Below are 21,804 nucleotides of genomic sequence, written 5' to 3' on the forward strand. Positions count from 1 at the left end.
CACGAGCAGCGAACTCTTGACCGTCGCGCCCGCCTCCTGTCTGCTGACCCTGCCATTCGACCCGAGTGAGGGGACGCCAAGAGGTGGAAAAGACCGACAAAACGATGGAGGACGCCGACAGAAATGCCATTAATGCATGGAAGGCTGCGCTCGATCCGACGACGCGCAAACGGGCGCTGAAGCTTCTGACGAAGGAGGTGGATGATATCTTTCTGCCGCTCGGCTTTGTCCGGAAAGGGGTCCGCTGGCATCGCACCGGCTGGTTCGCGACGACGTTTGTCGAGATCCAGAAGAGCCGCTATGGCAATGCCTGCTTCATCAACTTCGGCCGAGACGCGAGGGATGCCGACTGGCGCGCGCCGAGCTACCGCAACAACACGCATTGGCGAATCGCATCGCTCGCGCAGAGGGACGCCGCCTGCCGGCTCGACCAGCTTCCCTAAGCCGAGCTCGATGGTGCTTCGGAGCTGCGTCTCGAGGTGGTCTTCCTCCTGCGCAACGGGGCAGCGCCCTTCCTTGAGCAGGCGCAGGGATTGTTTGGTTCTATCCTGCGGCCCCGGCGATCCGTTGAAGATGAACTCCGCCGCAGGCCCGCCGCTGTCTTCCGACGCGTACTGTCGGCGCTGCTGTTCGGTCGCGACGACAACAGGGGCGCCGGGAGCGGCCACTGATCTTTTCAGGCCTCAACTTTCTTCCTGATTTGTTCGAGCGGATGTCTTATAGCGACTTTGGCGGATGATGCAGTCCGGAGAACCATTTGAGAATTAAGCCGAGATAGCGAATGACGCAGCAGTTCGATCTGTTTGATGCTAACGGGGCAGCACCTGCAAAGGGCGCAGGCTCATCGACGAAGCGCCATTCTCCGGCTGCGTTGAGCGAAGATGATATGGTGCGGCAACTCCACGAGACTGGCCGCTACCGTATCCTGAGAAAACTCGAGCCGCGTTTGGTGATCACGGTTGCGCGACCCGGATTTCCGCTGAAAGGCGTGATCATCGACACTGAAACAACCGGCCTTAATCATCGCAAGGACGAGATTATTGAGATTGGCGCGGTTGCGTTCACATTCGATGAGACGGGAAATATCGGCGATGTCATCGGCGTCTATAGCGCTCTTCAGCAGCCCAGCATTCCAATCCCGGAGGAGATCACACGTCTCACCGGTATCTCCGACGACATGGTGGCTGACCAGATGATTGATCTTTATCAGGTTCGTGCCGTCATCGAGCCTGCTGATCTCGTAATTGCCCACAATGCCGGCTTCGACCGGCCGTTCTGCGAGACGTTTTCACCAATCTTTGCCGGAAAAGCCTGGGCTTGTTCAGTCTCTGAAATCGACTGGGCGTCGCGCGGCTTTGAAGGAACAAAGCTCGGTTATCTGATTGGGCAGGCCGGTTATTTTCACGAGGGCCACCGAGCGGTTGATGACTGCTTTGCTCTCCTTGAGGTTCTCGCGGAGGGTGGAGGAGAATCGGGACGAACACCTTTTGCCGAGCTCTACGAAGCAAGCCAGCGATCACGCGCCCGCATCTTTGCGGAAAACAGCCCCTTCGACATGAAGGATCAATTGAAAGCACGCGGCTATCGCTGGTCGGATGGCAGTGACGGCCGTCCGAAGTCCTGGTGGATCGAGGTTGCGGAAGACGCACTCGATGACGAACTCCGCTATCTGCGTACGCAAGTCTATCGCTGGGATGACGCAGATCCACCGATCAAGCGTCTCACCGCCTTTGACCGCTTCAGGGCGGCCTAACAACCGCTCGGTGCGCATCGCGCATGGCTGGACGACCGATCCGCGACTGGGTTTGCGCCGGAGCATCTGGCTAACCGACGAGAGAAACCGCGGTCCTGGGCCGCAGCTTCTGCCCGCAATCGCTCCTGCGAAGCGATCAAGGCTGTCCAAAAGTGCTGCGAGCCCGGGGCTTGCCAGCACACCGGCGCTGGGTCTGCGGCAACCTGCTTCCCGTCAATCAATCGTGTCGTCGCAAGAAAGTCGAAACCGTCTCCAGGCAGAGTGCCTTCTCTTCCACATGCGGCATGTGGCTCGACTGCTCGAAGAGCACCCATTCGCATCTCTCAATGCGGTCGACATAGGGCTTGACGACCAGCGGGGTCGCCTCATCGAACTTGCCCGAAATCAGCAGCGTCGGGGCCTCGATGAGCGGCAGCCTATCTTCGATCGTCCAATCCTTCATCGTGCCAATGACATGGAACTCCGTTGGGCCGTTCATGTTGCGGTAGACGGTGTTGTCTTCGTCCATGATGGCGAAGGTGCGGGCGACTTCCGGCGGCCAGGGTACGATGCGGCAGACATGGCGATCATAGAAGACGCGCGAGGCGGCGATATATTCGGGGTCGGTAATCGTTCCGGCCTGCTCGTGCTTTAAGAGCGTATCCTGCACCTCCTGCGGCAGTTCCTCGCGCAGCCGGTTGGCTTCCGAAACCCAGGTATGCATGTTGGCTGGGGAATTGGCGATGACGAGCGCCTTCAGGCCCCTTGGCCGGCGCACGGCATGTTCCGCGCCGAGCATGCCGCCCCAAGACTGGCCGAGGAAGGCATAGCGGTCGTGAATGCCGACCTGCTTCAGGAGCGCATCCAGCTCTTCCAGAAAGAGCGCCGGCGTCCAGAAATCCGGTCCTTTTTCCCGCAGGCGGGTGGAATTGCCGTTACCGAGCTGATCGTAGTGAATGACCGGGCGGCCGTCGATCTCGGTAATCCCGGTGAAGGAATCCACATAGTCATGGGTGCAGCCAGGACCGCCATGGGCGACAACGAGTGGCAGCTTGCCGCTGTCGAGCGAGCCGGTGATGCGATACCAGGTCTGGTACTCGCGAAAGGGCAGAAAGGCTTCCTTCGACGCAATTGCGGCCACATGGATCTCCATTCAGATTCGAAGTGTCACAGCCGCCTTTGCGCGCCACGAGTGACACGCGACGCTGCGGCGAGCAATTGAGAAAGCATAGCGTGGTGCTTTAGAGCGCGGCAGCTATCACAAGTTATAGGATGAGCGCTCTTCCAGAAGGCGATAATGGGTGGCGCGAACCACGGCCTGCGTGCGGTTCTTGGCGCCGAGCTTCTTGGCGGCGGCGGTCAGATGCATGACCACCGTTGGCACGGAGCGATCGATGATGCGCGAGATTTCCTTGGCCGAGTATCCTTCGGCCGAATAGCGCAGGCATTCGCGCTCCCGTTCCGTCAGCCTGGCCTTGCCGACATGGAAGACGTCGGCATCGAAGAGGTTGTAAGCCGCTTCATGGAAGACATGGGCGAGCAGATTGAAATCGGCGATATAGCGCAGGGCGTGCCGCTCGAATTCCTTGTTGCCCCCGAAGCGGATGCCGGTGACTGTGGCATAGTCACCGCGCGGCATATGAATGGGCACCGTCACACCGGTCGACATATCCCTTTCGCTCAGATAGCGGGCGACGGGCGCGGTGTCCTCGGTCATGAAGCGGCGGATCAGCGTGTCGGCGTCGGCATCATAGCTCCAGAAGAAGGGTGTCGAGGTGCGAAGCGCGACCTGCTGCACCGGGTCGATGCGGAAGTAGCCGCGGTTGAACCAGTAGTCATGCATGTCGCCGCAAATGTTGCGAAGCTTCAGCAGCGACGGAATCATGATCGCGCCGTCGAGATCGTAAGCCACCGGGGTATAGTCATATATCAGCGCTTCGAAGCCGATTGTCTTCATGGCCTCGAAGATCTGATCGATGCGGCCATCCAGTGTCTGATGAGCCGTAAACTGGCGTCTGATGGTTTCGATTTCGTCAAGCATCGGCTGACTCCGGCTCGTATTCCCTGGCGACCCTATCACTTCTTATAGCTGGCGCGGACCGTCGTTTGAGATAAAAATTTAGACATGCTCAAATATTGAGCAAGGAGAATCTTCGCCGGAGTGGTCAATGTGGCGTGAAATCGAACCCGAGGCGCGACACCAAATCGGAGTCGATGGCTATAAGGTCGTCGCCTATAGCTTCGGCTCCGGCCCCGAGACGATCTTTTGCCTGAACGGCGGGCCGGGACTGCCCTGTGACTATCTGCGCGATGCGCATTCCTGTCTTATCGACAGAGGCTATCGCGTGGTGGCCTTCGACCAGCTCGGCACGGGCGCTTCAGACCGCCCGACCAGTCCGGCGCTGTGGACGATCGGGCGCTATGTCGAGGAGACGGAGACGGTGCGCAAGGCGCTGGGGCGCGGCAAGGTGCACATGCTCGGCCATTCCTGGGGCGGTTGGCTGGCAATCGACTATGCGCTCACTTACCCTCAAAACCTGCAGACGCTGATCCTCGAAGATACGGTCGCGGACATGCCCCATCTCATTACCGAGCTGGAGCGGTTGCGCGCGGCGCTCGGCCCCGAGACGGTTGCCATGATGCAGAAGCACGAGGCCCAGGGCACCTACGACCATCCGGAATATCTCGCAGCCATCACTATATTGAACTACCGCCACGTCTGCCGGTTGCCGGAATGGCCGGCGCCGGTGCGCCGGTCGCTCAACGACTGGAACTTGGGGCCATATGGCACGATGCAGGGACCAAACGAATTCCTCTATATCGGCAACCTCAAGGATTGGAGCCGTATTCCCGACCTGCCGCGCATCACCGTGCCGACACTGATCACCACGGGCGAGCACGACGAACTGACGCCGGCCTGCGCACTGAAGATGAAGCTCGCCATTTCGAATGCCGAACTCAAGGTCTTTGCCAATGCCAGCCACATGCCCTTTTACGAAAATCCCGGAGACTACTATCCAGCGCTGATCGATTTCTTGTCGCGGCACAGGCGGAACTGATGCAAAGAATGGCGACCGACATCCGAACAATACGGAGGCGCTGACATCACCATGCATCGCTATAGGTTCGTCCTCACCCGATCCTTGCAATTTTTGCCCGTCATTTTCGGCATCAGCGTCATCACCTTCATTCTGGTGCGGCTGATCCCTGGCGATCCGGCACGCAACCTGCTCGGCTCGCGCGCCACGCCGACGGCGATCGCCAATATCCGTGCCCAGTATGGCCTCGATCAGCCTATGTGGCTACAATATCTGTATTTTCTTAAAAACCTCGCCAATGGCGAGATGGGCAAATCGATCCTCTACAAGATCGACGTGCTGAGACTGATCGTCACCCGCATCGAGCCGACTGTTGCGCTCGTTACCACTAGCGTCGTTCTGTCGATCCTGATCGCCGTGCCGATGGCAGCGATTGCCGCGCGCAATGCCGGCAAGGCGCCCGATCATGCGGTGCGTATCGTCTCTACCTTCGGCATCGGCTTCCCGCCCTTTTGGCTCGGGCTGATGCTCATCATCCTCTTCAGCGTCGAGCTCGGCCTGCTGCCGGTCTCGGGCTATGGCGCAACAATTGGCGACAAGCTCGCGCATCTGATCCTACCGAGCTTGACCGTGGCCCTGTCGCTCTCGACCGTTTTGACGCGCAGCCTCAGGGCGGCGATGATCGAATCTCTTAAATCCGACGTGGCGACGGCAGCGCGCGCCCGTGGCATGCCCGAACGCATCGTCTTCTGGCGCCATGTCGTACCGAATTCGCTGGTGCCGACCGTCAATCTTCTCGCGGTCAATATTGGCTGGCTCATCGGTGGCACCGTCGTCGTCGAGAGCGTCTTTGCGCTTCCCGGCATGGGACAGCTTCTCGTCCGCGCCATCTTCTCGCGCGACTATATGGTGGTCCAGGGCGTTGCCATGGTTTTCGCCTGCGCCACCGTGCTCGTCAATTTCGTCGCCGATATCGTCACCGTTGCGATCGATCCGAGGGTGAAGCTATGAGCGTCGATACCCTGTCTTCAGGCTCCGTCGGCTGGCGGACGATCTTCAGCAAGCACTTGATGCTTGTGACCGGCGCCGGCATCTTGCTGTTCTTCGTCCTGCTGGCGACAGGCGCGCCGGTTCTGGCACCCTATGACCCAATCCTTCACAACGGCGACGCCCGCCTGCAGGCGCCTTCGCTGCTTCATCCGTTCGGTACGGATAATTTCGGCCGCGACGTGCTTTCCCGCGTCATCTGGGGCACGCGGATCGACCTGCAGATCGCGCTGATCGGCGTCGCTTTCCCCTTTCTCATCGGCACCGCTGTTGGCACCATCGCCGGCTTTTTCGGTGGCATCGTTGATGCGCTGTTCATGCGGCTCGTGGATATCATCCTCGCCTTTCCCTTCCTGGTGTTGATGCTATCGATCATCGCCATCCTCGGACCGGGGCTCGGCAGCTTTTACCTCGCCATGGCACTGGTCGGCTGGGTTTCCTATGCCAGGCTGATCCGGGCGCAGATGCTGGTGCTCAAGAACAGCGACTATGCGATGGCCGCCGTCAGCCTCGGCTTTTCGCGGATGCGCATCATGTTCCGACACCTGCTCCCGAATGCGGTTGCCGGCTCGATCGTCTTTGCGATGTCGGATGCGGTGTTGGTGCTGCTCAGCGGCGCGGCCGTCAGCTATCTCGGCCTCGGTGTGCAGCCGCCGGTCGCCGAATGGGGTGTTATGGTGGCGGAGGGCCAGAGTTTTGTCACCACGGCCTGGTGGATCACCCTGTTTCCTGGGCTTTCCATCGTCTGCCTCGCTTTCGGCTTCAGCATGCTCGGCGATGCGTTCGGCGAACGGCTCGGAGTGCACGAATGAGCGCGTCCGTTCTTTCCGTCCGCGACCTGACCGTCAAAGCGCATCTCGACAGCGGGGTCCGCATTCTGCTCGATGCCGTGTCGCTTGATCTCGCAAAAGGCGAAATTCTGGGTCTCGTCGGCGAAAGCGGCTCCGGCAAGAGCCTGTTCTGCCGCTCGCTCGTCCGCCTCCTGCCCTCCTCGCGACTAACGATCGAGAGAGGCATCGTGCTTCTGGAGGGCCGTGATCTCATCGCCGTCAGCGATGCTGAGATGCTGAGCGTGCGCGGCAGCGAAATCGGCATGATCTTCCAGAACCCCACCAGCCATCTCGACCCAGTCATGCGCATAGGCGACCAGATCGCAGAAGGCATCCGCTATCATCAGGACCTCAATGGGCGCGATGCGCGCGCGGCCGCCGTCGAGATCCTGGCGCAGGTCGGCTTTCCGAATCCCGTTCGGCACTTTGACAGCTATCCGCACGAATTTTCGGGCGGCATGCGCCAGCGCGCGATGATCGGCGTGGCGCTTTCCTGCAATCCGAAAATCCTGATCGCCGACGAGCCGACGACGGCGCTAGACGTGACCATCCAGGCACAAATTCTCAACCTTCTGATGGATCTGCGGGACAAGCGCGGGCTGTCCATCATCCTCATCACCCACGATCTCGGCATCGTGGCACAGACGTGCGACCGTATCGCCGTTATGCGTGGTGGCAGGCTGCTGGAGGAAGGCCCGAAGCGGGCGATCCTCTCCCGACCGAAAGACTCCTACACGATCAATCTGATCCAAAGCCATCCGTCCATGCCAGAGATTGGCGTCTCCGTCGGGAGCGAGACCGCGCGCTCGGCAGGAGCGTTGAAGCCGCTTCTTGAGATCGACGACTTGCACGTGCGCTTTCCTTCCGGCGGCAGGCTCTTGAAAGGAGCTGCCGCCAAGACCGTCAACGCGGTTTCCGGCGTCAGCCTGCAGATCATGCCGGGCGAGACGGTCGGCATCGTCGGCGAATCCGGTAGCGGCAAGAGCACGCTTGCCCGCGCCGTCCTCGGCCTGACGCCGATCTCTTCCGGCCATGTCAGTTTCGACGGCATCGACCTTACCCAGCAGAGGAGGGCGGGACTGGCTAAGCTGCGGCGGGAGACGGCGATGGTCTTCCAGGACCCGTTCAACGCGCTGAACCCGCGGTTGACGATCGGCCAGACGCTGGCTGAGGTGCTGACGGTGCAGGCCACGGTCGCCAAACTCGACATTCCAGCACGCATCGGCGAATTGCTCGACCTCGTCGGGCTCGACCGCGAATTCGCACACCGAAAGCCGCGCAGCATGAGCGGCGGCCAATGCCAACGGGCCGGCATTGCGCGGGCACTGGCTGTAAATCCCAAGATGATCGTCGCCGATGAATGCGTGGCGGCGCTAGACGTGACCATCCAGGCGCAGATCATCGGCCTGTTCCGGGATCTGGCGGCCAAGATGGACCTGACGTTGATCTTCATTGCCCATGACCTGGCGATTGTGCGCCATCTCTGCACACGCACCGTCGTCATGTACCGCGGCGAGGTGGTCGAGGAGGGGCCCGTCCGAAGAGGTTTTTTCGCGGCCGAAGCATGCCTATACCGCCGCGCTGATCGCGGCGATCCCAGATATCGATCCGGATAAGCCTCGGTTCAAAGGTGTCGAGCCGACGCCGGGCGAACCGATCCAATCCATCAAATGCATGCCATAACAACGAAGGGAACGACATCATGACAATCAGGTGGAAATCTATCGGGCTTGCCGCCTTCGCCGCTGCCCTCACCCTCAGCGCCAGCTATGCGCAAGCGGCCGGCGTTCTGACGATCGGCCGCCGCGAGGATTCGACGACATTCGACCCGATCAAGACGGCGCAGAACATCGACAACTGGGTCTTCTCGAACGTCTATGACGTGCTGGTGCGGGTCGACAAGACCGGCACCAAGCTGGAGCCTGGCCTTGCCGAAAGCTGGACCACCTCGGATGACGGCCTGACCTATACATTCAAGATCCGCGATGCAAAATTCTCGGACGGAACGCCGCTGACGGCCGAAGATGCCGTCTTCAGCCTCCTGCGCATTCGCGACGACGAAGGCTCGCTCTGGAGCGATTCCTACAAGGTGATCGACACTACGGTCGCGACCGATCCGCGCACGCTGACCATCAAGCTGAAGAACCCCTCCGCGCCATTCCTTTCAACGCTCGCGCTTCCGAACGCCTCGGTCATCTCCAAGGCGGGCATGGAATCCCTGGGCGCTGACGCTTATGCCGAAAAGCCGATCGCTTCCGGCGCTTTCACCGTGGAGGAATGGCGACGCGGTGACCGCATCATCCTCAAGAAAAACCCGAGTTTCTGGCAGGCGGATCGGGTGAAGCTCGACGGAGTCGAGTGGATCTCGGTACCTGACGACAATACCCGCATGTTAAACGTTGAGGCGGGGGAACTGGATGCGGCGATTTTCGTGCCTTTCTCGCGCGTCGAGGAACTGAAGAAGGATCCGAACCTCAACGTGCTCACCGATCCCTCGACCCGCGAGGACCATCTGCTGATCAACCACGCCCATGGCGATCTCGGCAAGAGGGAAGTGCGCCAGGCGCTCGACATGGCGATCGACAAGAAGGCGATCGTTGATGCCATCACGTTCGGACAGGGTACGATCGCTAATTCCTACATTCCGAAGGGCGCGCTCTATCACTATGCCGACAACCTGCAGCGGCCCTACGACCCGGAAAAGGCCAAGCAAATGCTGGCGGATGCCGGCGTCTCCAACCTGACGCTCACTTATCTGCTGCGTGCCGGCGATGAAGTGGATGAGCAGACGGCCGTGTTGATCCAGCAGCAGCTCGCCAAGGCCGGCATTACCGCCAATCTTCAGAAGGTCGATCCCAGCCAGGAATGGGATATGACTGTCAACGGCGACTACGATATTTCGGTCAACTACTGGACCAACGACATTCTCGACCCGGACCAAAAGACGACCTTCGTTCTCGGCCACGACTCCAATAACAACTACATGACCAACTACAAGAGTGATGCGGTGAAGGACCTCGTCGCCAAGGCGCGTCAGGAACTGGATCCGGCCAAGCGCGCGCAGATGTATTTCGATCTGCAGAAGATGGCCAAGGAAGACGTGAACTGGATCGACCTATATTACAGCCCCTACATCAACGTCGCGCGCAAGAACGTTGAGAATTTTTACCAGAACCCGCTTGGCCGGTTCTTCCTGGAAGACACCGTGAAGAACCAGTAGTTGTTGTCTTCATACCTCGCGGCAGGGGGTCGCGCGCGCGACCCTTGGCCTCTTACGTGACATCAAAGCGCTCGAGCATCTTCTTGAGCTGCAGGTTCTGTGCATGAAGCCGTTCTGCCAGTAGCCTCTTGAGCCGCTTGTTTTCTGCATCAAGTGTAGTTACCTCCTCGAGGGAAACCGCATCCCCAGCCGTTACGGCTTCCACGCTTCGGGGCTTGTTCCTCCTCATCGCAACATGCGCGGTCGCGCGGAGGGGACCGCGCTTAACACGCTTTCGAGGAGTGTCGCTTGATGTTCGCTTGGGCTGAAACACCGGCGGGCTCTCCTGCACCGGTTCAACAACTTCGGCAGTCGCAACAGTCGTCTCACTTTGCTTTGGCACGTCGACCTTTGCGCCGTCACCTAATGATGTCGATGCTCCCGCAACGCTGGCCTCGCCTGCGTGTCCGCCAGCAGAGCCCGAGTTCATCGTATCAGACGCTATGTCTTCTCCGCCCTCGTCAGGCCTACCAGGTGCCGCATTTGAATTGAACAGATGCGGCGCCTTGTCTTCCGCTTCACGAACCAAAGCCTTGAGATCGGTGTCACCCCAAATTGAGTTCGTCCGCGCCTTCGTCTGTCGTCGACCCGACTTGAATTCAACAACGAATTTCCGTTGTGGCGTTTTCATATGGTTTCAACCTTGAGCAAATCGCTAAATAGCAGGCGCCGATCAGCGCGACTGCGTTCCTGCTGGCGAACCCATATATCGCCTTGCCGCGCGCTTCAACTGGCCAGTGTCCGAGAGAATGACGATACTTAGCGCCAAAATCCCGTCGCAAACGGTCATTTGAACAGGAGACATTTGCTCCCGCGATCGCTCTCCTCAACGGAGAGACTGGAGGCGACCAAGCCTCTGGAGTTAAAAAAGATCAGGCGGCCAATCGAGAAGATGACCGCCTGCGTCGTTCTCAGATCAATCCAGCCCGAGCCTCTTGCGCAGCTCCGTATTTTCCGAGCGCAATTTTTCCGCCAGAAGCTTGCGAAGCTTCTGGTTCTCTTTTTCGAGCTGGACAAGATCTGCCAGCTCATCGCCGGCCGGAACAGGCTTTGCGTTCCTTTGAACAACGGGCGTCGCGGTCCGTTTCCAGTTATAGTAGGTTTGCTCCGATATGCCGGCACTCTTGATCGCATCCTTGAGGGTGCTTTTGCCCTCGGTGATTGCCTTTTCGATCAGCTTGAGCTTGCCGGTTTTTTCCTGTTCGCTATACGTCCTGGGCTTGGCGACCTGCGACTTTGCGGCACTTGCCTTTGCCGCGGCTCGCGCCGGTTCGACGGTCGTCTTCTGACGCTGTGGTGGCTTCTGCTTCTTGGCAGCGGGTGCTTTTGCCTCTGCATCCGTCGCCTCAACTGCAGCAACCGGTCCTGTGGTGTTCTCGTTGGCCATCATTACTTCCTCTCTATTCGATCGCCTGTTTTCGGCTGGTTGAACTCCAGAGTCAACACTACCGCCAGCCTCCTCATTTGCAGTCGTTGAAGATGGGGAGGTATTCTGCCGGCGATCGCTGCGCGACTGGCGCTTAAACTCGCTCTATCCTGAAGAACGCGCATGCTTTTGCTTAGGGTATATCGCCCATTGGCGACGTCGACTCCTGATTGCTTCCTCGACTGGTGTGAGATCTCTGACAAGCTCGAAACGGCGAATTGTCTCCGCAGCAACCGCAAGCTATCGTGGAAGTTCGCGACGGAATACGAATTAGCCAAAGCGCGATTATGGCTAGCGGTGAAACTCTGACGCTTGGTACGCGACACAGACTTCCACTTGAGATCTATTCCAGCCGCCGATCGGAATACCCGGCAAGAGGCGACCGGTACCCGAAATAATCCCAACTTGGTCGGAAAGTTGTTCACCTTCGTCGATTCAAGACTGCTCGCAACGTTGCGGGCCGGCGCTCGTGATTTGGAGATTAAGCCACATGGCTGAAAGCTGACTGAAGGCTTGGGCTGCTAGTGTTGTCGTCGCATCGTGGAGGAGAGACACGAGCCCGTGTGTTATTGGCGATGCTGAAAACCATCAGGAGGATATAGTCTATGCGTTGTACACGCGCGCTTTTTCACACCGCTGCCGTTTCCGTCTTCCTTGCTGGCGCCGCTATGCCAACCGCGAATTCGGCCAATGCTGCTGACAAGATCACGATCATGGTCGGCGGCTATGAAAAGCAGATCTATTTGCCGGCAGCATTGGGAGATGGGAATGGATCAGAGCGCATCAGACCAGTCCTGCCCTCAGGAGACCTTCAACGCGATGGTTAAAGTCCTGGGGGTTTCTGAATGGAAGGACGCGACGGCGGCGCTCGATAGAGAAGTCAGGGTTTATCTGCAGCGCCATCTCCCAAGCCTGTCGACTTTCCTCCAGCCGGCCTAGGTGGCCGTAACATGACGCAAGCAGCGCATAGGCGGTCTCAGATTGGGAGTTTCGTGCGAGGCGCTGCTTGATCGCAAAAATCGCTCGCTCATACTCGCCGAGAGAAAAGCGCGCATCGGCGAGAAACTGGAGAAGAACTTCCGGATAGTGCGGGTCCAAGCGCATGGAAGCATCAAGTGTCTCGAGGGCATCTGCGGGATCGCCGGAGAATATCTGGATATGGGCCATCAACATGAGGAGTTCGGCGGAGTTGGGCGAAAGCGCGAGGCCTCGTTGCGCTTCTGTCAGCGCCCTCTCCAGTTCCCGATTCCACATGCAAGCCATCCCCAGTGCGAAGTGGCCGTCGGGCTGTTCTTCGGCGGTCTCCACTGCCTGCTGCGCGAGTTCCAGTCCGAAGCGCAGTGAGTCCTCCGGATCGGTGCTCCAGGCGTTGACGTAGTCGAGCACATGGGTGAAAGAAATGAGTGCCTGGGCAGCAACATATCCTGGATCGATAGCGATGGCGTCGGACGCCAAGCTGCGTGCTGCGACATTTCCGGTTCGTGTATGTGCGGACGCCTGCTCCCGCCCACGCAAAAAAAACTCATATGCCTGGACATTGACTGCGCGCGCCCGAGTTAGCCGATCCCGAACGCCACGCGTGAGGTTCAGTTTGAGCGCGGCCACGATCTCCTGTGTGAGTTCGTCCTGAACCGCAAAAATGTCGGTCAGGTCACGATCATACCGGCTGGCCCAGACATGTCCGCCGCTGCTTGCATCGATCAATTGCGCTGTGACACGAACCCGGTTGCCGGCCTTGCGCACGCTGCCCTCGAGCACGTAGCGGACGCCAAGCTCCCTGGCCATCTGTGGCACAGAGGCTGCTGCATTTTTGTATACGAAAGACGAGTTGCGGGCGATCACGTGCAACTCCGACAGCTTCGAGAGGTCGGTAATGATGTCCTCGCTGATGCCGTCGGAGAAATATTCCTGTTCGGCATCGCCGCTCATGTTGTTGAACGCCAATACGGCAATGGAGATTTTATCGAGATTGGCCGCAGTCAAAGGTATTTCTGTTGCGGGCGGCGGCGTTTGTACCGCCGCTGGGGGGACCGTTCCGATCTGGAGGGAATAGACCCGCATCGGCTCTGAAATATTTTTCAGATGGAGCTGGCCGAGATCAGTCACCGCAAAATCAAGCCGCGCTTTCACCTGGCGGTAAGCATCTTCGGAGAGATAGATCGTGCCGGGCTTGGCAATTCCTTCTAAGCGCGCAGCGATGTTGACGCCGTCGCCCATTAAATCGCCGTCGCTTTCCTCGACCACATCGCCCACGTGGATCCCGACCCGGAACTCGATGCGCTGCTCATGCGACACGCCGGTATTGCGATCGATCATGGCCGTCTGCACCTCGATCGCGCAGCGCACGGCGTCCACGACGCTACGGAACTCGATAAGAATTCCGTCCCCGGTGCGCTTGACCACGCGGCCATGATTGACGTCGATAGTCGGGTCGATCAGATCGCTGCGCAGCGTCCGCAGCCGCGCTAGGATGCGATCCTCGTCCGCACCAGCAAGACGGCTGTAGCCGACTACATCCGCAACTAGGATCGCCGCAAGTTTTCGCGTCTCACTCATAGCTCCAGTTCCCGTCGATCCAGATTAGCACATAGGCCTGCGAATGCCTCGCATAGGAGCGAATTTATATGAGGTTTAGAGGTGAGGGGGCCTGTCAGTTCGAGAAATTGCGCCTAAGGTCTGCGGCGAGCGGATTGATCGCGCGAGCAACCCGCCCCTGCTCCTTTTAGCGGGCACGGATGTGGCGACCGCCGAGGGAGAAGACCAGGCTTCGTAGTGACCTCAGTTCCTCGATGACCGGCGCCATGCGCCCGAACTCCACTCGCACAATCTGGAGTAGTGGATCCGGACGCCGAAGCGTTGGCGCATTTGCCAACGAATTGCACTCATTTCAGCGAGGGTCGTCGGAGTGACCTTTCCCGAGAAGTTCGGCTCTCGGCATTGGCGGCACTCAATGAGGACTTGCAGTAGGTCGTATGACGATTTGGCTCACATCAACATCTCCTAGCTGGTCGTCTGCATAGGCTTGAGCGCCGATTCCAATTCCTCTGCCGGCATGGTTAGGCGTCTCGCTGCCGGAACCGAGAGCCCTGCCGATTATAATTTTCAAGGTGATCAGGACCGGCGCCGCGGCAATGAAGAAAAGGGAAAGAGTAAGAAATGCGGTGTCGAAGGCGATGATGCTCGCCTGTGCAGTCACTTCTCTTGTGAGGATCTGCACAGCAGCTTTAGCAGCGACGCTCAACTCCATCCCATGCGAGGTGAGGCTATTGGTCAGCAGGGCAAGTCGTTCGGTTACAGCCATGCGGCCCGGGACGATGTATGTGGCGATGACGCCCTTATTCAAAGCCGTTTGGTGATCGAGAAGCGTCTGCATGACTGCCACGCCGAAAAGCCCCCCGGTCTGGCGGCCGACATTGAAGAGCCCAACCCCGTACGCGATTTGCGGCCCCTCAAGATCGAGCAACGTGATCAGCGTGATCGACAGAAAGAGGAAACCTAGCGCAAGACCACGCAGGAGGATGGCCGGCATCAAGTCCGAAAAGCCGCTTTCGCCGTTGGAACCGGATAGCATCCACATGGCTACGATAAAGCCGAGGATACCGAAAGGTACCGTGATGATCGGTGGGAGCTTGCCCCGCCTGACCAGGAAGGTGGTTAGGAGGAGTGCGCTGATGAACATCAGTGTGCTGGGAAGCAGCAGCATGCCCGCTTCAGTCGGAGTCATGCCAAGGACGGAAATGGCGAAGGACGGTATGAGATAGGCGCTGCCGAACAGCGCGAAACCGGCTGCAAAGCTTGCGATGAAGCCAAACGCAAATCCGCTGTTCCGGAAAATCGCAAGATCAAGAATGGTATCGGAGCCCGTCGCGCAAAGCTGAAAGGCTATGAACAAGAGCAAGGATACGACGCCCACGAGCAACAAGTGCACGATCATCGGCTCTTCCAACCAATCCCAACGGCTGCCTTGATTGAGGACAAAGGTCAGACAAAATGCGGCGATGGTAAAGAGCACTGCGCCCAGCCGGTCTAGTCTAACTGCTCGTGTCTGCGCATCAGCGCCAAGATCCGTCGACGCAAGAAGTGCCAGCGCCGACAGGCCGATTGGCACGATGCTCAGGAATATCCATGTCCACGACAGGCTGTCGAGCAGCCACCCCTGCATGTAGGGCGTGAGCGTTGCAGGGGCGACCACCGCTCCGAAGGCAAAAAAGCATTGAACGACAGGCTGAAGCGAACGGGAGAAAGTCTGGAACAGCAATGTCTGTCCGCTCACCAGGAGCGCTCCTCCGGCCAGCCCTTGAAGAAGTCGCAGAACGACGAGGGTATCGAAATTATAAGTCAATGCGGCCGCTCCACAAACGAGCGTCATGATCCCTGTCGCGGCGCGAAGGCACGTCTGTGATGAAAGCCTGCCCATGAGCCAGGGGGTCAGCATAAAGGCGGTCAGCTTGGCGGCCGTATATCCAACTTCCAGCAGCGCGAACTGGTCGAGGGTTGCGTGGGTATCGCCGATCATGTCGAGCCGGGCCGTGGACAAGGCCGTGCCGGCCACCGCCTCAGTGAGCGCGGCGAAGACAATGCCGGCAACAACAAGCAATGTCGGCATGGTTCCGTGGGAGGCTCTGGTGTTGACCGGTGCGACTTGGTCCGGATCGATGACCACAAGCTTCATGACGTCTCCCCCTCTTCTACGGTGCGGATCGATACACGGGCAGAAAGACCAGGCACGAGGCGCACCTGCGATGGGATACTCGTTAGCCTGATCTTGACTGGCACGCGCTGAACGACACGAACGAAATTGCCTGTCGCGTTGTCCGCCGGGATCAGACTGAAGGCAGCGCCGCTCCCGGGCGCGAGGCTGTCGACAGCGCCCCGAACCTCTGCGTGGGGGTAGCCGTCAACGGAGATACGCACCGGCTGGCCCACACGAATATGCTCAAGTTCAGTCTCCTTGAAATTGGCGACGATCCAAACGTCATGGATAGGGACGATGTCGAGCATCGGCGTTCCAGTGGTGACAAATCGGCCAACACGCACCTGACGATTGCCGACGACGCCGTTCACCGGGGCGCGCACCGTCGTGTTGTCGAGATCGATCTGAGACAATGTACGAGCAGCCTCAGCTTGAGAAAGCGCTGCTTGGGCAGCATCTCTTTGGGCGGCCAGAACGTCCAGCTTTCTACGCTGGGCCTCAATTCCAGCTTGTGCGGCGCTGACAGAAGCGTCAGCTTGGGCGATGCCCGCTTCGCTTTCTTCGAACTTTGCCTGGCTGACAGTGCTGGCGCGTATTAGCGAGCGATAGCGGTCGAAACTCTGCATCGCCAGTGTCTGAGCGGCGAGTGCGGATTTGAGTTGGGCTTCACTTTGAGCGATTACGGCTTTTTGGAAGCGTGTCTCGGCTTCCAGATTCACGAGAGCAGCCCGGGCGGAAGCAACATTGGCATCTGCCTGAGCCAGCCGAGCCCTGTAGTCCCTATCGTCGATACGAAAGAGAATATCGCCTGCCTGGACCATGGCATTGTCGGTAACGCCCACCGCAAGGACATAGCCTGCGACCTTCGGCGCCAGAGACGTGATGTCGGCCCGGACATAGGCATTGTCGGTTGCCTCCTCAAAACGGCCCGTTGTCACCCATTGCCATCCCCAGGACCAAACAAGCCCCGCGATAAGGGCAGCCAGAGCTCCCAGAGTTCCGATTTTGATCATGTGTCGCATCTGTGGATCCTAACTGGTACTGATCGTTACCATTGACAAGTACGGTAACGTACCGTATCCGTCAAGTTGGTAACAACAGGATGGACAGGATGGCTACCAGGACAGCAAAAAGATCGTCTTCAGATGATCGGCGATCTGCGATTCTGCAGGCCGCTGCCACCGTGTTTTTCGAGCAAGGCTATGCCGCTACCAGCGTGGATGCGATCATTGATCGGGTCGGCGGGTCGAAACGGACCATCTACAGTGAATTTGGAAGCAAGGAAGGGCTGTTCACTGCCTTGGTGTCCGAGGGAGCCGATAATGCGCTCAGCACGTTGGCAGTTGAAGAAATCGTCGGTCGCAATCTCCGTGAAACGTTGACGCAATTCGCTCGCAAACTTGTTGAAGTCTACATGTCGCCCATGATGATCGGCGTATACCGCGCAATCATGGCGGAGGCTTTTCGCTTCCCTGATCTTGCCAGGGCCTTCTATGATCGAGGACCCGGTCGCGCCTCATTTCGTCTCGCCGAAGTTCTGGAAGAGGCGAGCAAACGGGGCGAAATCGAGGTCGAGGACTGCAAATTGGTTGCAGATCATTTTGCTGGTATGTTGCGCGATAATACACACCTGCAAGTCGTGCTCGGCTTGCGCCCGCCCTTGGGTCCTGAGGCGATAGAGGAAGTCGCCGGTTCGATCGTGGCGATTTTTCTTGATGGAATTCAAAGACGGACAGCGTCGGGCGGCTAACGGCCTCCCGCCACGCGCGAGGGCTTTGGAGTGAGCCCGCAACCAGTCCAAAGCACCCTGGCTTGTCCGCTGTTGCTGATGAAAAACCGTCAGACTCTCCGGCAATCAAAGTCATTTCGACCCCGTCGGCATAGGTTCTGGTCACTTCCGACGCGTCGTAGTGTACAAAGCTCGGGGCAGGCTCTTCGTCTCGGGAGGGAAGAGCGATCCAGGCTTGAATGCCGAGGAGGTCGCTTCCGATGGCCCGGATGTCTGGAGGCGTCCGCTCGGAATGCACGATGCCCGATCCGGCGGTCATCCAGTTAATCTCGCCAGGGTGGATGGTCTGCACCTCACCCAGACGGTCTCGGTGGAGAATCTCTCCATCGATTAGGTAAGTCACGGTCGCAAGGCCTATGTGGGGATGCAGCGGTACGTCGAAGCCATGACCGGCTCTAAACTCAGCAGCGCCGATTTGCTCGAAAACGACGAAAGGACCGACCAAGTATCGATGTTGAGACGGCAAGGCACGCTGTGCCTTAGAGCCATCTCCAAGATCACGAACTGGTTGCAATACGATAGTTTCGATGCCGATCATGGCTTTCTGTTCCATTGTAGCAAGCAACTCAGCCGCCATATGAAGCCCGGTGCCACACGACAGGTGACATCACGAAAGTGGGCGGAGCCGGACAGGTTGGACGCTCGGCTGCCGCTTCGTTGGCTGCAGGGCGAAACCGGAAAGACCCCCGCATTCGTCATCTCTGTCATGTCCGGTTAACGCGGCTCACGGCATCAAGCTGCCACGAGAACGCCCGCCTCGACCAGCCACACAATCGATCAGGAGCGCCAAGCCGACGTATGTGTGCATCAATCCTCACGTGAGCCATCGGCGCAGGTGCATAGCCTGCCCCGGCAGGGTGATTAACGCTTTAGCGTACCCCTCGTAGACGGCTTGGTTTGCGAGGGCAGATTGATCTCTCGATTAGCAACCGGTGCGATCAGGCGACCTGTCCCTCGGTATTATCTGCTCTCGTCCTTGATCTGATCGATCACAACCGCGCTCTCCTCATAGGTTCCTTTATGTTGACGGCGTGGGTTCATGTGTCGATCGGTCAGACCATTTTTCACGACGAGAACGACCGGATTGGGCGGCCTTGGCCTGCCCACAGTCAAACGCTTTGTCTAGGAGGCGGGAGGAAACATCGGCATCAAAGCGAACCAGGCGTCGGCACGGTCGTTGTGCCGCGTTTGCCGGTTCCATGGTCAAAGGCTGAACATCGATCAACACCATCAAAGCCGGCGGGCGAATAGTACTCACACCGGCACTTTTTCAAAAGCAGGAGCAGCGATTACATGGGTATGCTTGCAGGCAAAGTCGCCGTCATCACGGGCGGAAACAGCGGGATCGGACTGTCGGCGGCGAAGACCTTCGCTGCTGAAGGCGCGCAGGTCGTCATTACGGGCCGGCGCCAGCAGGCGGTCGACGATGCGATTGAGCAGATTGGTGCGGGAGCGCTGGGGATACAAGGCGACGTTGCAGATCTTGCCCACCACGACCGCATTGCGAAAGAAATCGCAAATAAGTTCGGGGCGCTCGACATCTACATGGCGAACGCGGGGATCAACACGATCACACACTCGGCCGAGGTTAGTGAAGCGGAATATGACGCGCAATTCGCCGTCAACACGCGAGGCGTCTTTTTTGGCGTACAGAAACTAGCACCGATTATGCGGGATGGCGGCGCGATCATTCTCACTGGTTCGATTGCCAGCGAGAAGGTGCTCGACGGACATGCCGTATACGCGGGTTCGAAGGCAGCGCTCGGTGCCTTCGCTCGGTCCTGGTCGATCGAACTGAAGTCGCGCGGCATCAGGGTCAATGTGCTCAGCCCAGGGCCTGTCGACACCGAAATCCTGGCCAAGCTGGGCATTCCGGCCGAGCAACGGGAGACCTTCGAGAAAGCCATGGCGGAAGCGATACCTCTGGGGCGTATGGGGTTGCCGGAGGAACTTGCGAAAGCTGCGCTCTTCCTGGCAACGGACGCGAGCAGCTTTGTCACAGGCGTCAACCTGAGGGTCGACGGTGGTATGACACTGCTTTGACCCCGGTATGGCCACGCACGCGACCGCGTCTTGCGAGTGCGAAGCCATCGAAGCGCCTGGCACAGACGACGGTTATCTGTGTTTCGCCATCTGAAAACGCCGATCGCGGCACTGCGATCATCAGGCTGCGACCTCTCGTCCGCGCTCCTTCATCAGGCTGCGATCCCACACGGGCTCGCCACGGAAGCGCTCGACCATGATGTCGATCAGCACGCGCACCTTGGCCGGCACGTATGGTCCTGGTGGGCGTACCACGTAGATAGCGCCGGCATCCATCGGGTAGTCGAGCAGCAACGGGACGAGCGCTCCGCTCTTGACTGCGTCAGAGACCATGAAAGAGGGGAGCTCGGCGATACCGAGACCAGCGATCGTCCAGTTCAATATCGCTTCGCCATTGTCGGTGAAAAGACGCCCTTTCGGACGAACTGAAATCATGCGTTTGCCTGCGCGGAATTTCCAGTCAAGCGCCGAACGGCCCGAGTAAATGAGGCACTCGTGAGCGTGCAGATCCTCGGGCTTTTCGGGACGGCCGTAGCGCGCAAGATAATCGGGACTGGCGACAATGAAGGGCCTGACAGAGGCGATGCGGCGCGCGATCAGGCTGGAGTCGCGCAACTCGAAGAGACGGATTGCGACATCATAGCGCTCGCCGATAAGGTCGACGCCACGATCGCTGAAGGAGACCTCGAGTTCGAGCCGCGGATGGCGACCGGCGAGCTCGGTCAATACGGGGACGAGGTAGCGCTGTCCGAAATTCAGCGGCGCCGAGAGCCGCAGCCGGCCAACCACCTCACCGGCGTGCATTGCAACTGCTTCGCGCGCCTCATCGAATTCCGATATGATCCGCTCGCTGCGCTGCTTGAATTCGAGGCCGGCCTCTGTCGCGCAGATGCCACGCGTGGTGCGGGTGATGAGGCGGGTGCCGAGGTCAGCTTCCATACGTGCGATGCGCCGGCTCACGATCGACTTCGACACCCCGAGCCGCCTGGCGGCGCGGTTGAAGCCGCCGCTTTCGACCACTTCGATGAAGCTTCTAAGGTCATCCAGGTCGGTCACAAGTGTTCCCCCCGATGCAACAGCCTGCTGCCTGAAACGAGCATTGTGCTGCCCGGTCGGCCCCGCTACCCTACCGATATTGCATTTGCCAGATTTCAGGACGGTATCATGATGAGCAATGTGCTGTCATCACGGCAGTGCGCTGCGCGATGTATAGGGCTTCCATAACGCGGATGAACCCGAGGTATGCCTTGCTTGCTATAACTCGGACTGATACAGTCCGTGTAATGGCGCATTTGACGGTGAGCGTGGAATATGGATTGCACTGCCTGCTCTGGCTCGTTGGTTCGCCCGAGGCGCCGGTGAGCAGCCGTGACCTGGCTGACTTCCAGGGGATTTCTCCAAGCTTCGTGGCCAAGATATTCCCGAAGCTCGAGAAAGCCGGAATCGTGCGGGCCTCGGAAGGGGTGCGGGGCGGATATCTACTTGCCAAAGCGCCCGAGAGTATCAGCATTTTGGATGTCGTGGATGCGATCGAGGGGCAAAAACCACTCTTCGATTGCCAGGAGATTCGCGGACGCTGCGCTGTATTCGGTAATCAGCCGCCGAAGTGGGCGACGGCAGGGGTCTGCGCGATCCATGCGGTGATGCTCGGTGCGGAGAAGGCAATGAGGGATTCTCTGGCCAGTCAGTCGCTGGCGGATGTGGGACGCGTCGTGGGCCGTAAGGCGCCGCGTGATTTTTCGAATGAGGTTCGTGATTGGCTTGACGAACGGACTAAGTCTCGTAGCCGCAAGCCCGCGGCGCGTGATCTGTCTTCCTGAGGGCTACCCAAGTGCCGACGGAGCTCGGGAGACCAAATCTGGTCCACCCTCAGGCGATGGCTGAAATGCGTGACGTCCGGCGAGCAGAAGGAGATGTGGCAATGAAGCGAGACTTTAATCGCCCGCC

The 21,804-nt window shown here is 59.0% G+C and carries 17 protein-coding genes and 3 pseudogenes; 11 read left to right on the forward strand and 9 right to left on the reverse strand.

The window, feature by feature from the left end:
• The first annotated feature begins 83 nt into the window (after window positions 1-83).
• On the forward strand, window positions 84-443 hold the full coding sequence (locus QA644_RS23725; protein ID WP_283073557.1) for a DUF4304 domain-containing protein: 360 nt from the start codon (window positions 84-86) through the stop codon (window positions 441-443).
• 338 nt (window positions 444-781) lie between these two features.
• Window positions 782-1,753 carry a 3'-5' exonuclease gene (locus tag QA644_RS23730; protein ID WP_283073558.1) on the forward strand — a complete coding sequence of 324 codons (972 nt, stop codon included), beginning with the start codon at window positions 782-784 and terminating at the stop codon, window positions 1,751-1,753.
• Between the two features lie 217 nt (window positions 1,754-1,970).
• Here the strand turns inward: QA644_RS23730 and QA644_RS23735 are convergent, their stop codons facing one another.
• Both QA644_RS23735 and QA644_RS23740 read right to left on the reverse strand, forming a co-directional pair.
• Entirely contained in the window at window positions 1,971-2,885 is a 915-nt protein-coding gene (locus tag QA644_RS23735; RefSeq protein ID WP_283073559.1) for a proline iminopeptidase-family hydrolase, read from the reverse strand.
• A gap of 105 nt (window positions 2,886-2,990) precedes the next feature.
• A complete protein-coding gene (locus QA644_RS23740; RefSeq protein ID WP_074071482.1) occupies window positions 2,991-3,773 on the reverse strand; it encodes a LuxR family transcriptional regulator in 783 nt (260 codons plus the stop codon).
• A 127-nt stretch (window positions 3,774-3,900) separates the two neighbouring features.
• Between QA644_RS23740 and QA644_RS23745 the strand changes: the two genes are divergently transcribed.
• From QA644_RS23745 to QA644_RS23765, 5 genes and pseudogenes are all read left to right on the forward strand, one after another.
• Window positions 3,901-4,791, forward strand: a complete 891-nt coding sequence (locus QA644_RS23745) for a proline iminopeptidase-family hydrolase (RefSeq protein ID WP_283073560.1) — start codon at window positions 3,901-3,903, stop codon at window positions 4,789-4,791.
• A gap of 51 nt (window positions 4,792-4,842) precedes the next feature.
• Window positions 4,843-5,781: an ABC transporter permease gene (locus QA644_RS23750; protein WP_283073561.1), complete on the forward strand. Its 939-nt coding sequence runs from the start codon at window positions 4,843-4,845 to the stop codon at window positions 5,779-5,781.
• Window positions 5,778-6,629: an ABC transporter permease gene (locus tag QA644_RS23755; protein ID WP_283073562.1), complete on the forward strand. Its 852-nt coding sequence runs from the start codon at window positions 5,778-5,780 to the stop codon at window positions 6,627-6,629. Before QA644_RS23750 ends, QA644_RS23755 begins: the two co-directional genes overlap by 4 nt.
• Window positions 6,626-8,330: pseudogene (locus QA644_RS23760) on the forward strand (ABC transporter ATP-binding protein). Before QA644_RS23755 ends, QA644_RS23760 begins: the two are co-directional and overlap by 4 nt.
• 19 nt (window positions 8,331-8,349) lie before the next feature.
• The gene (locus tag QA644_RS23765) at window positions 8,350-9,867 is read left to right on the forward strand and encodes an ABC transporter substrate-binding protein (RefSeq protein ID WP_283073563.1); all 1,518 of its coding nucleotides are present in this window, start codon (window positions 8,350-8,352) and stop codon (window positions 9,865-9,867) included.
• A 52-nt stretch (window positions 9,868-9,919) separates the two neighbouring features.
• Here the strand turns inward: QA644_RS23765 and QA644_RS23770 are convergent, their stop codons facing one another.
• Both QA644_RS23770 and QA644_RS23775 read right to left on the reverse strand, forming a co-directional pair.
• Window positions 9,920-10,537: a hypothetical protein gene (locus QA644_RS23770; RefSeq protein ID WP_283073564.1), complete on the reverse strand. Its 618-nt coding sequence runs from the start codon at window positions 10,535-10,537 to the stop codon at window positions 9,920-9,922.
• 285 nt (window positions 10,538-10,822) lie between these two features.
• Window positions 10,823-11,293 (reverse strand): transposase, encoded by a 471-nt coding sequence (locus QA644_RS23775; RefSeq protein ID WP_074071489.1) that lies wholly within the window; start codon window positions 11,291-11,293, stop codon window positions 10,823-10,825.
• Between the two features lie 644 nt (window positions 11,294-11,937).
• Between QA644_RS23775 and QA644_RS23780 the strand changes: the two are divergent.
• Window positions 11,938-12,096, forward strand: a pseudogene (locus QA644_RS23780) (ABC transporter substrate-binding protein); the annotation flags it as partial.
• A 19-nt stretch (window positions 12,097-12,115) separates the two neighbouring features.
• Here the strand turns inward: QA644_RS23780 and QA644_RS23785 are convergent.
• The 3 genes from QA644_RS23785 to QA644_RS23795 form a co-directional block, all read right to left on the reverse strand.
• Window positions 12,116-13,888, reverse strand: a complete 1,773-nt coding sequence (locus QA644_RS23785) for an adenylate/guanylate cyclase domain-containing protein (RefSeq protein ID WP_283073565.1) — start codon at window positions 13,886-13,888, stop codon at window positions 12,116-12,118.
• A gap of 391 nt (window positions 13,889-14,279) precedes the next feature.
• Window positions 14,280-16,004, reverse strand: coding sequence for an MFS transporter (locus QA644_RS23790; RefSeq protein WP_283073566.1), 1,725 nt, complete (start codon window positions 16,002-16,004; stop codon window positions 14,280-14,282).
• A complete protein-coding gene (locus tag QA644_RS23795) occupies window positions 16,001-17,047 on the reverse strand; it encodes an HlyD family secretion protein (RefSeq protein ID WP_283073567.1) in 1,047 nt (348 codons plus the stop codon). Before QA644_RS23795 ends, QA644_RS23790 begins: the two co-directional genes overlap by 4 nt.
• 89 nt (window positions 17,048-17,136) lie before the next feature.
• On the opposite strand from QA644_RS23795, the gene QA644_RS23800 reads away from it, so the two are divergent.
• On the forward strand, window positions 17,137-17,775 hold the full coding sequence (locus QA644_RS23800) for a TetR/AcrR family transcriptional regulator (RefSeq protein WP_283073568.1): 639 nt from the start codon (window positions 17,137-17,139) through the stop codon (window positions 17,773-17,775).
• Between the two features lie 265 nt (window positions 17,776-18,040).
• Here the strand turns inward: QA644_RS23800 and QA644_RS23805 are convergent.
• A pseudogene (locus QA644_RS23805) lies at window positions 18,041-18,391 on the reverse strand (pirin family protein); the annotation flags it as partial.
• Between the two features lie 716 nt (window positions 18,392-19,107).
• On the opposite strand from QA644_RS23805, the gene QA644_RS23810 reads away from it, so the two are divergent.
• Window positions 19,108-19,857 carry a glucose 1-dehydrogenase gene (locus QA644_RS23810; protein ID WP_283073569.1) on the forward strand — a complete coding sequence of 250 codons (750 nt, stop codon included), beginning with the start codon at window positions 19,108-19,110 and terminating at the stop codon, window positions 19,855-19,857.
• Window positions 19,858-19,977: 120 nt separating this feature from the next.
• Here the strand turns inward: QA644_RS23810 and QA644_RS23815 are convergent, their stop codons facing one another.
• Window positions 19,978-20,913, reverse strand: a complete 936-nt coding sequence (locus QA644_RS23815; RefSeq protein WP_283073570.1) for a LysR family transcriptional regulator — start codon at window positions 20,911-20,913, stop codon at window positions 19,978-19,980.
• Between the two features lie 227 nt (window positions 20,914-21,140).
• On the opposite strand from QA644_RS23815, the gene QA644_RS23820 reads away from it, so the two are divergent.
• Window positions 21,141-21,677 carry an Rrf2 family transcriptional regulator gene (locus QA644_RS23820; protein ID WP_194731972.1) on the forward strand — a complete coding sequence of 179 codons (537 nt, stop codon included), beginning with the start codon at window positions 21,141-21,143 and terminating at the stop codon, window positions 21,675-21,677.
• Window positions 21,678-21,804 lie beyond the last annotated feature (127 nt).

Origin of the sequence: Rhizobium sp. CC1099 (assembly GCF_029714385.1) — a bacterium.
GTDB lineage: Bacteria > Pseudomonadota > Alphaproteobacteria > Rhizobiales > Rhizobiaceae > Rhizobium.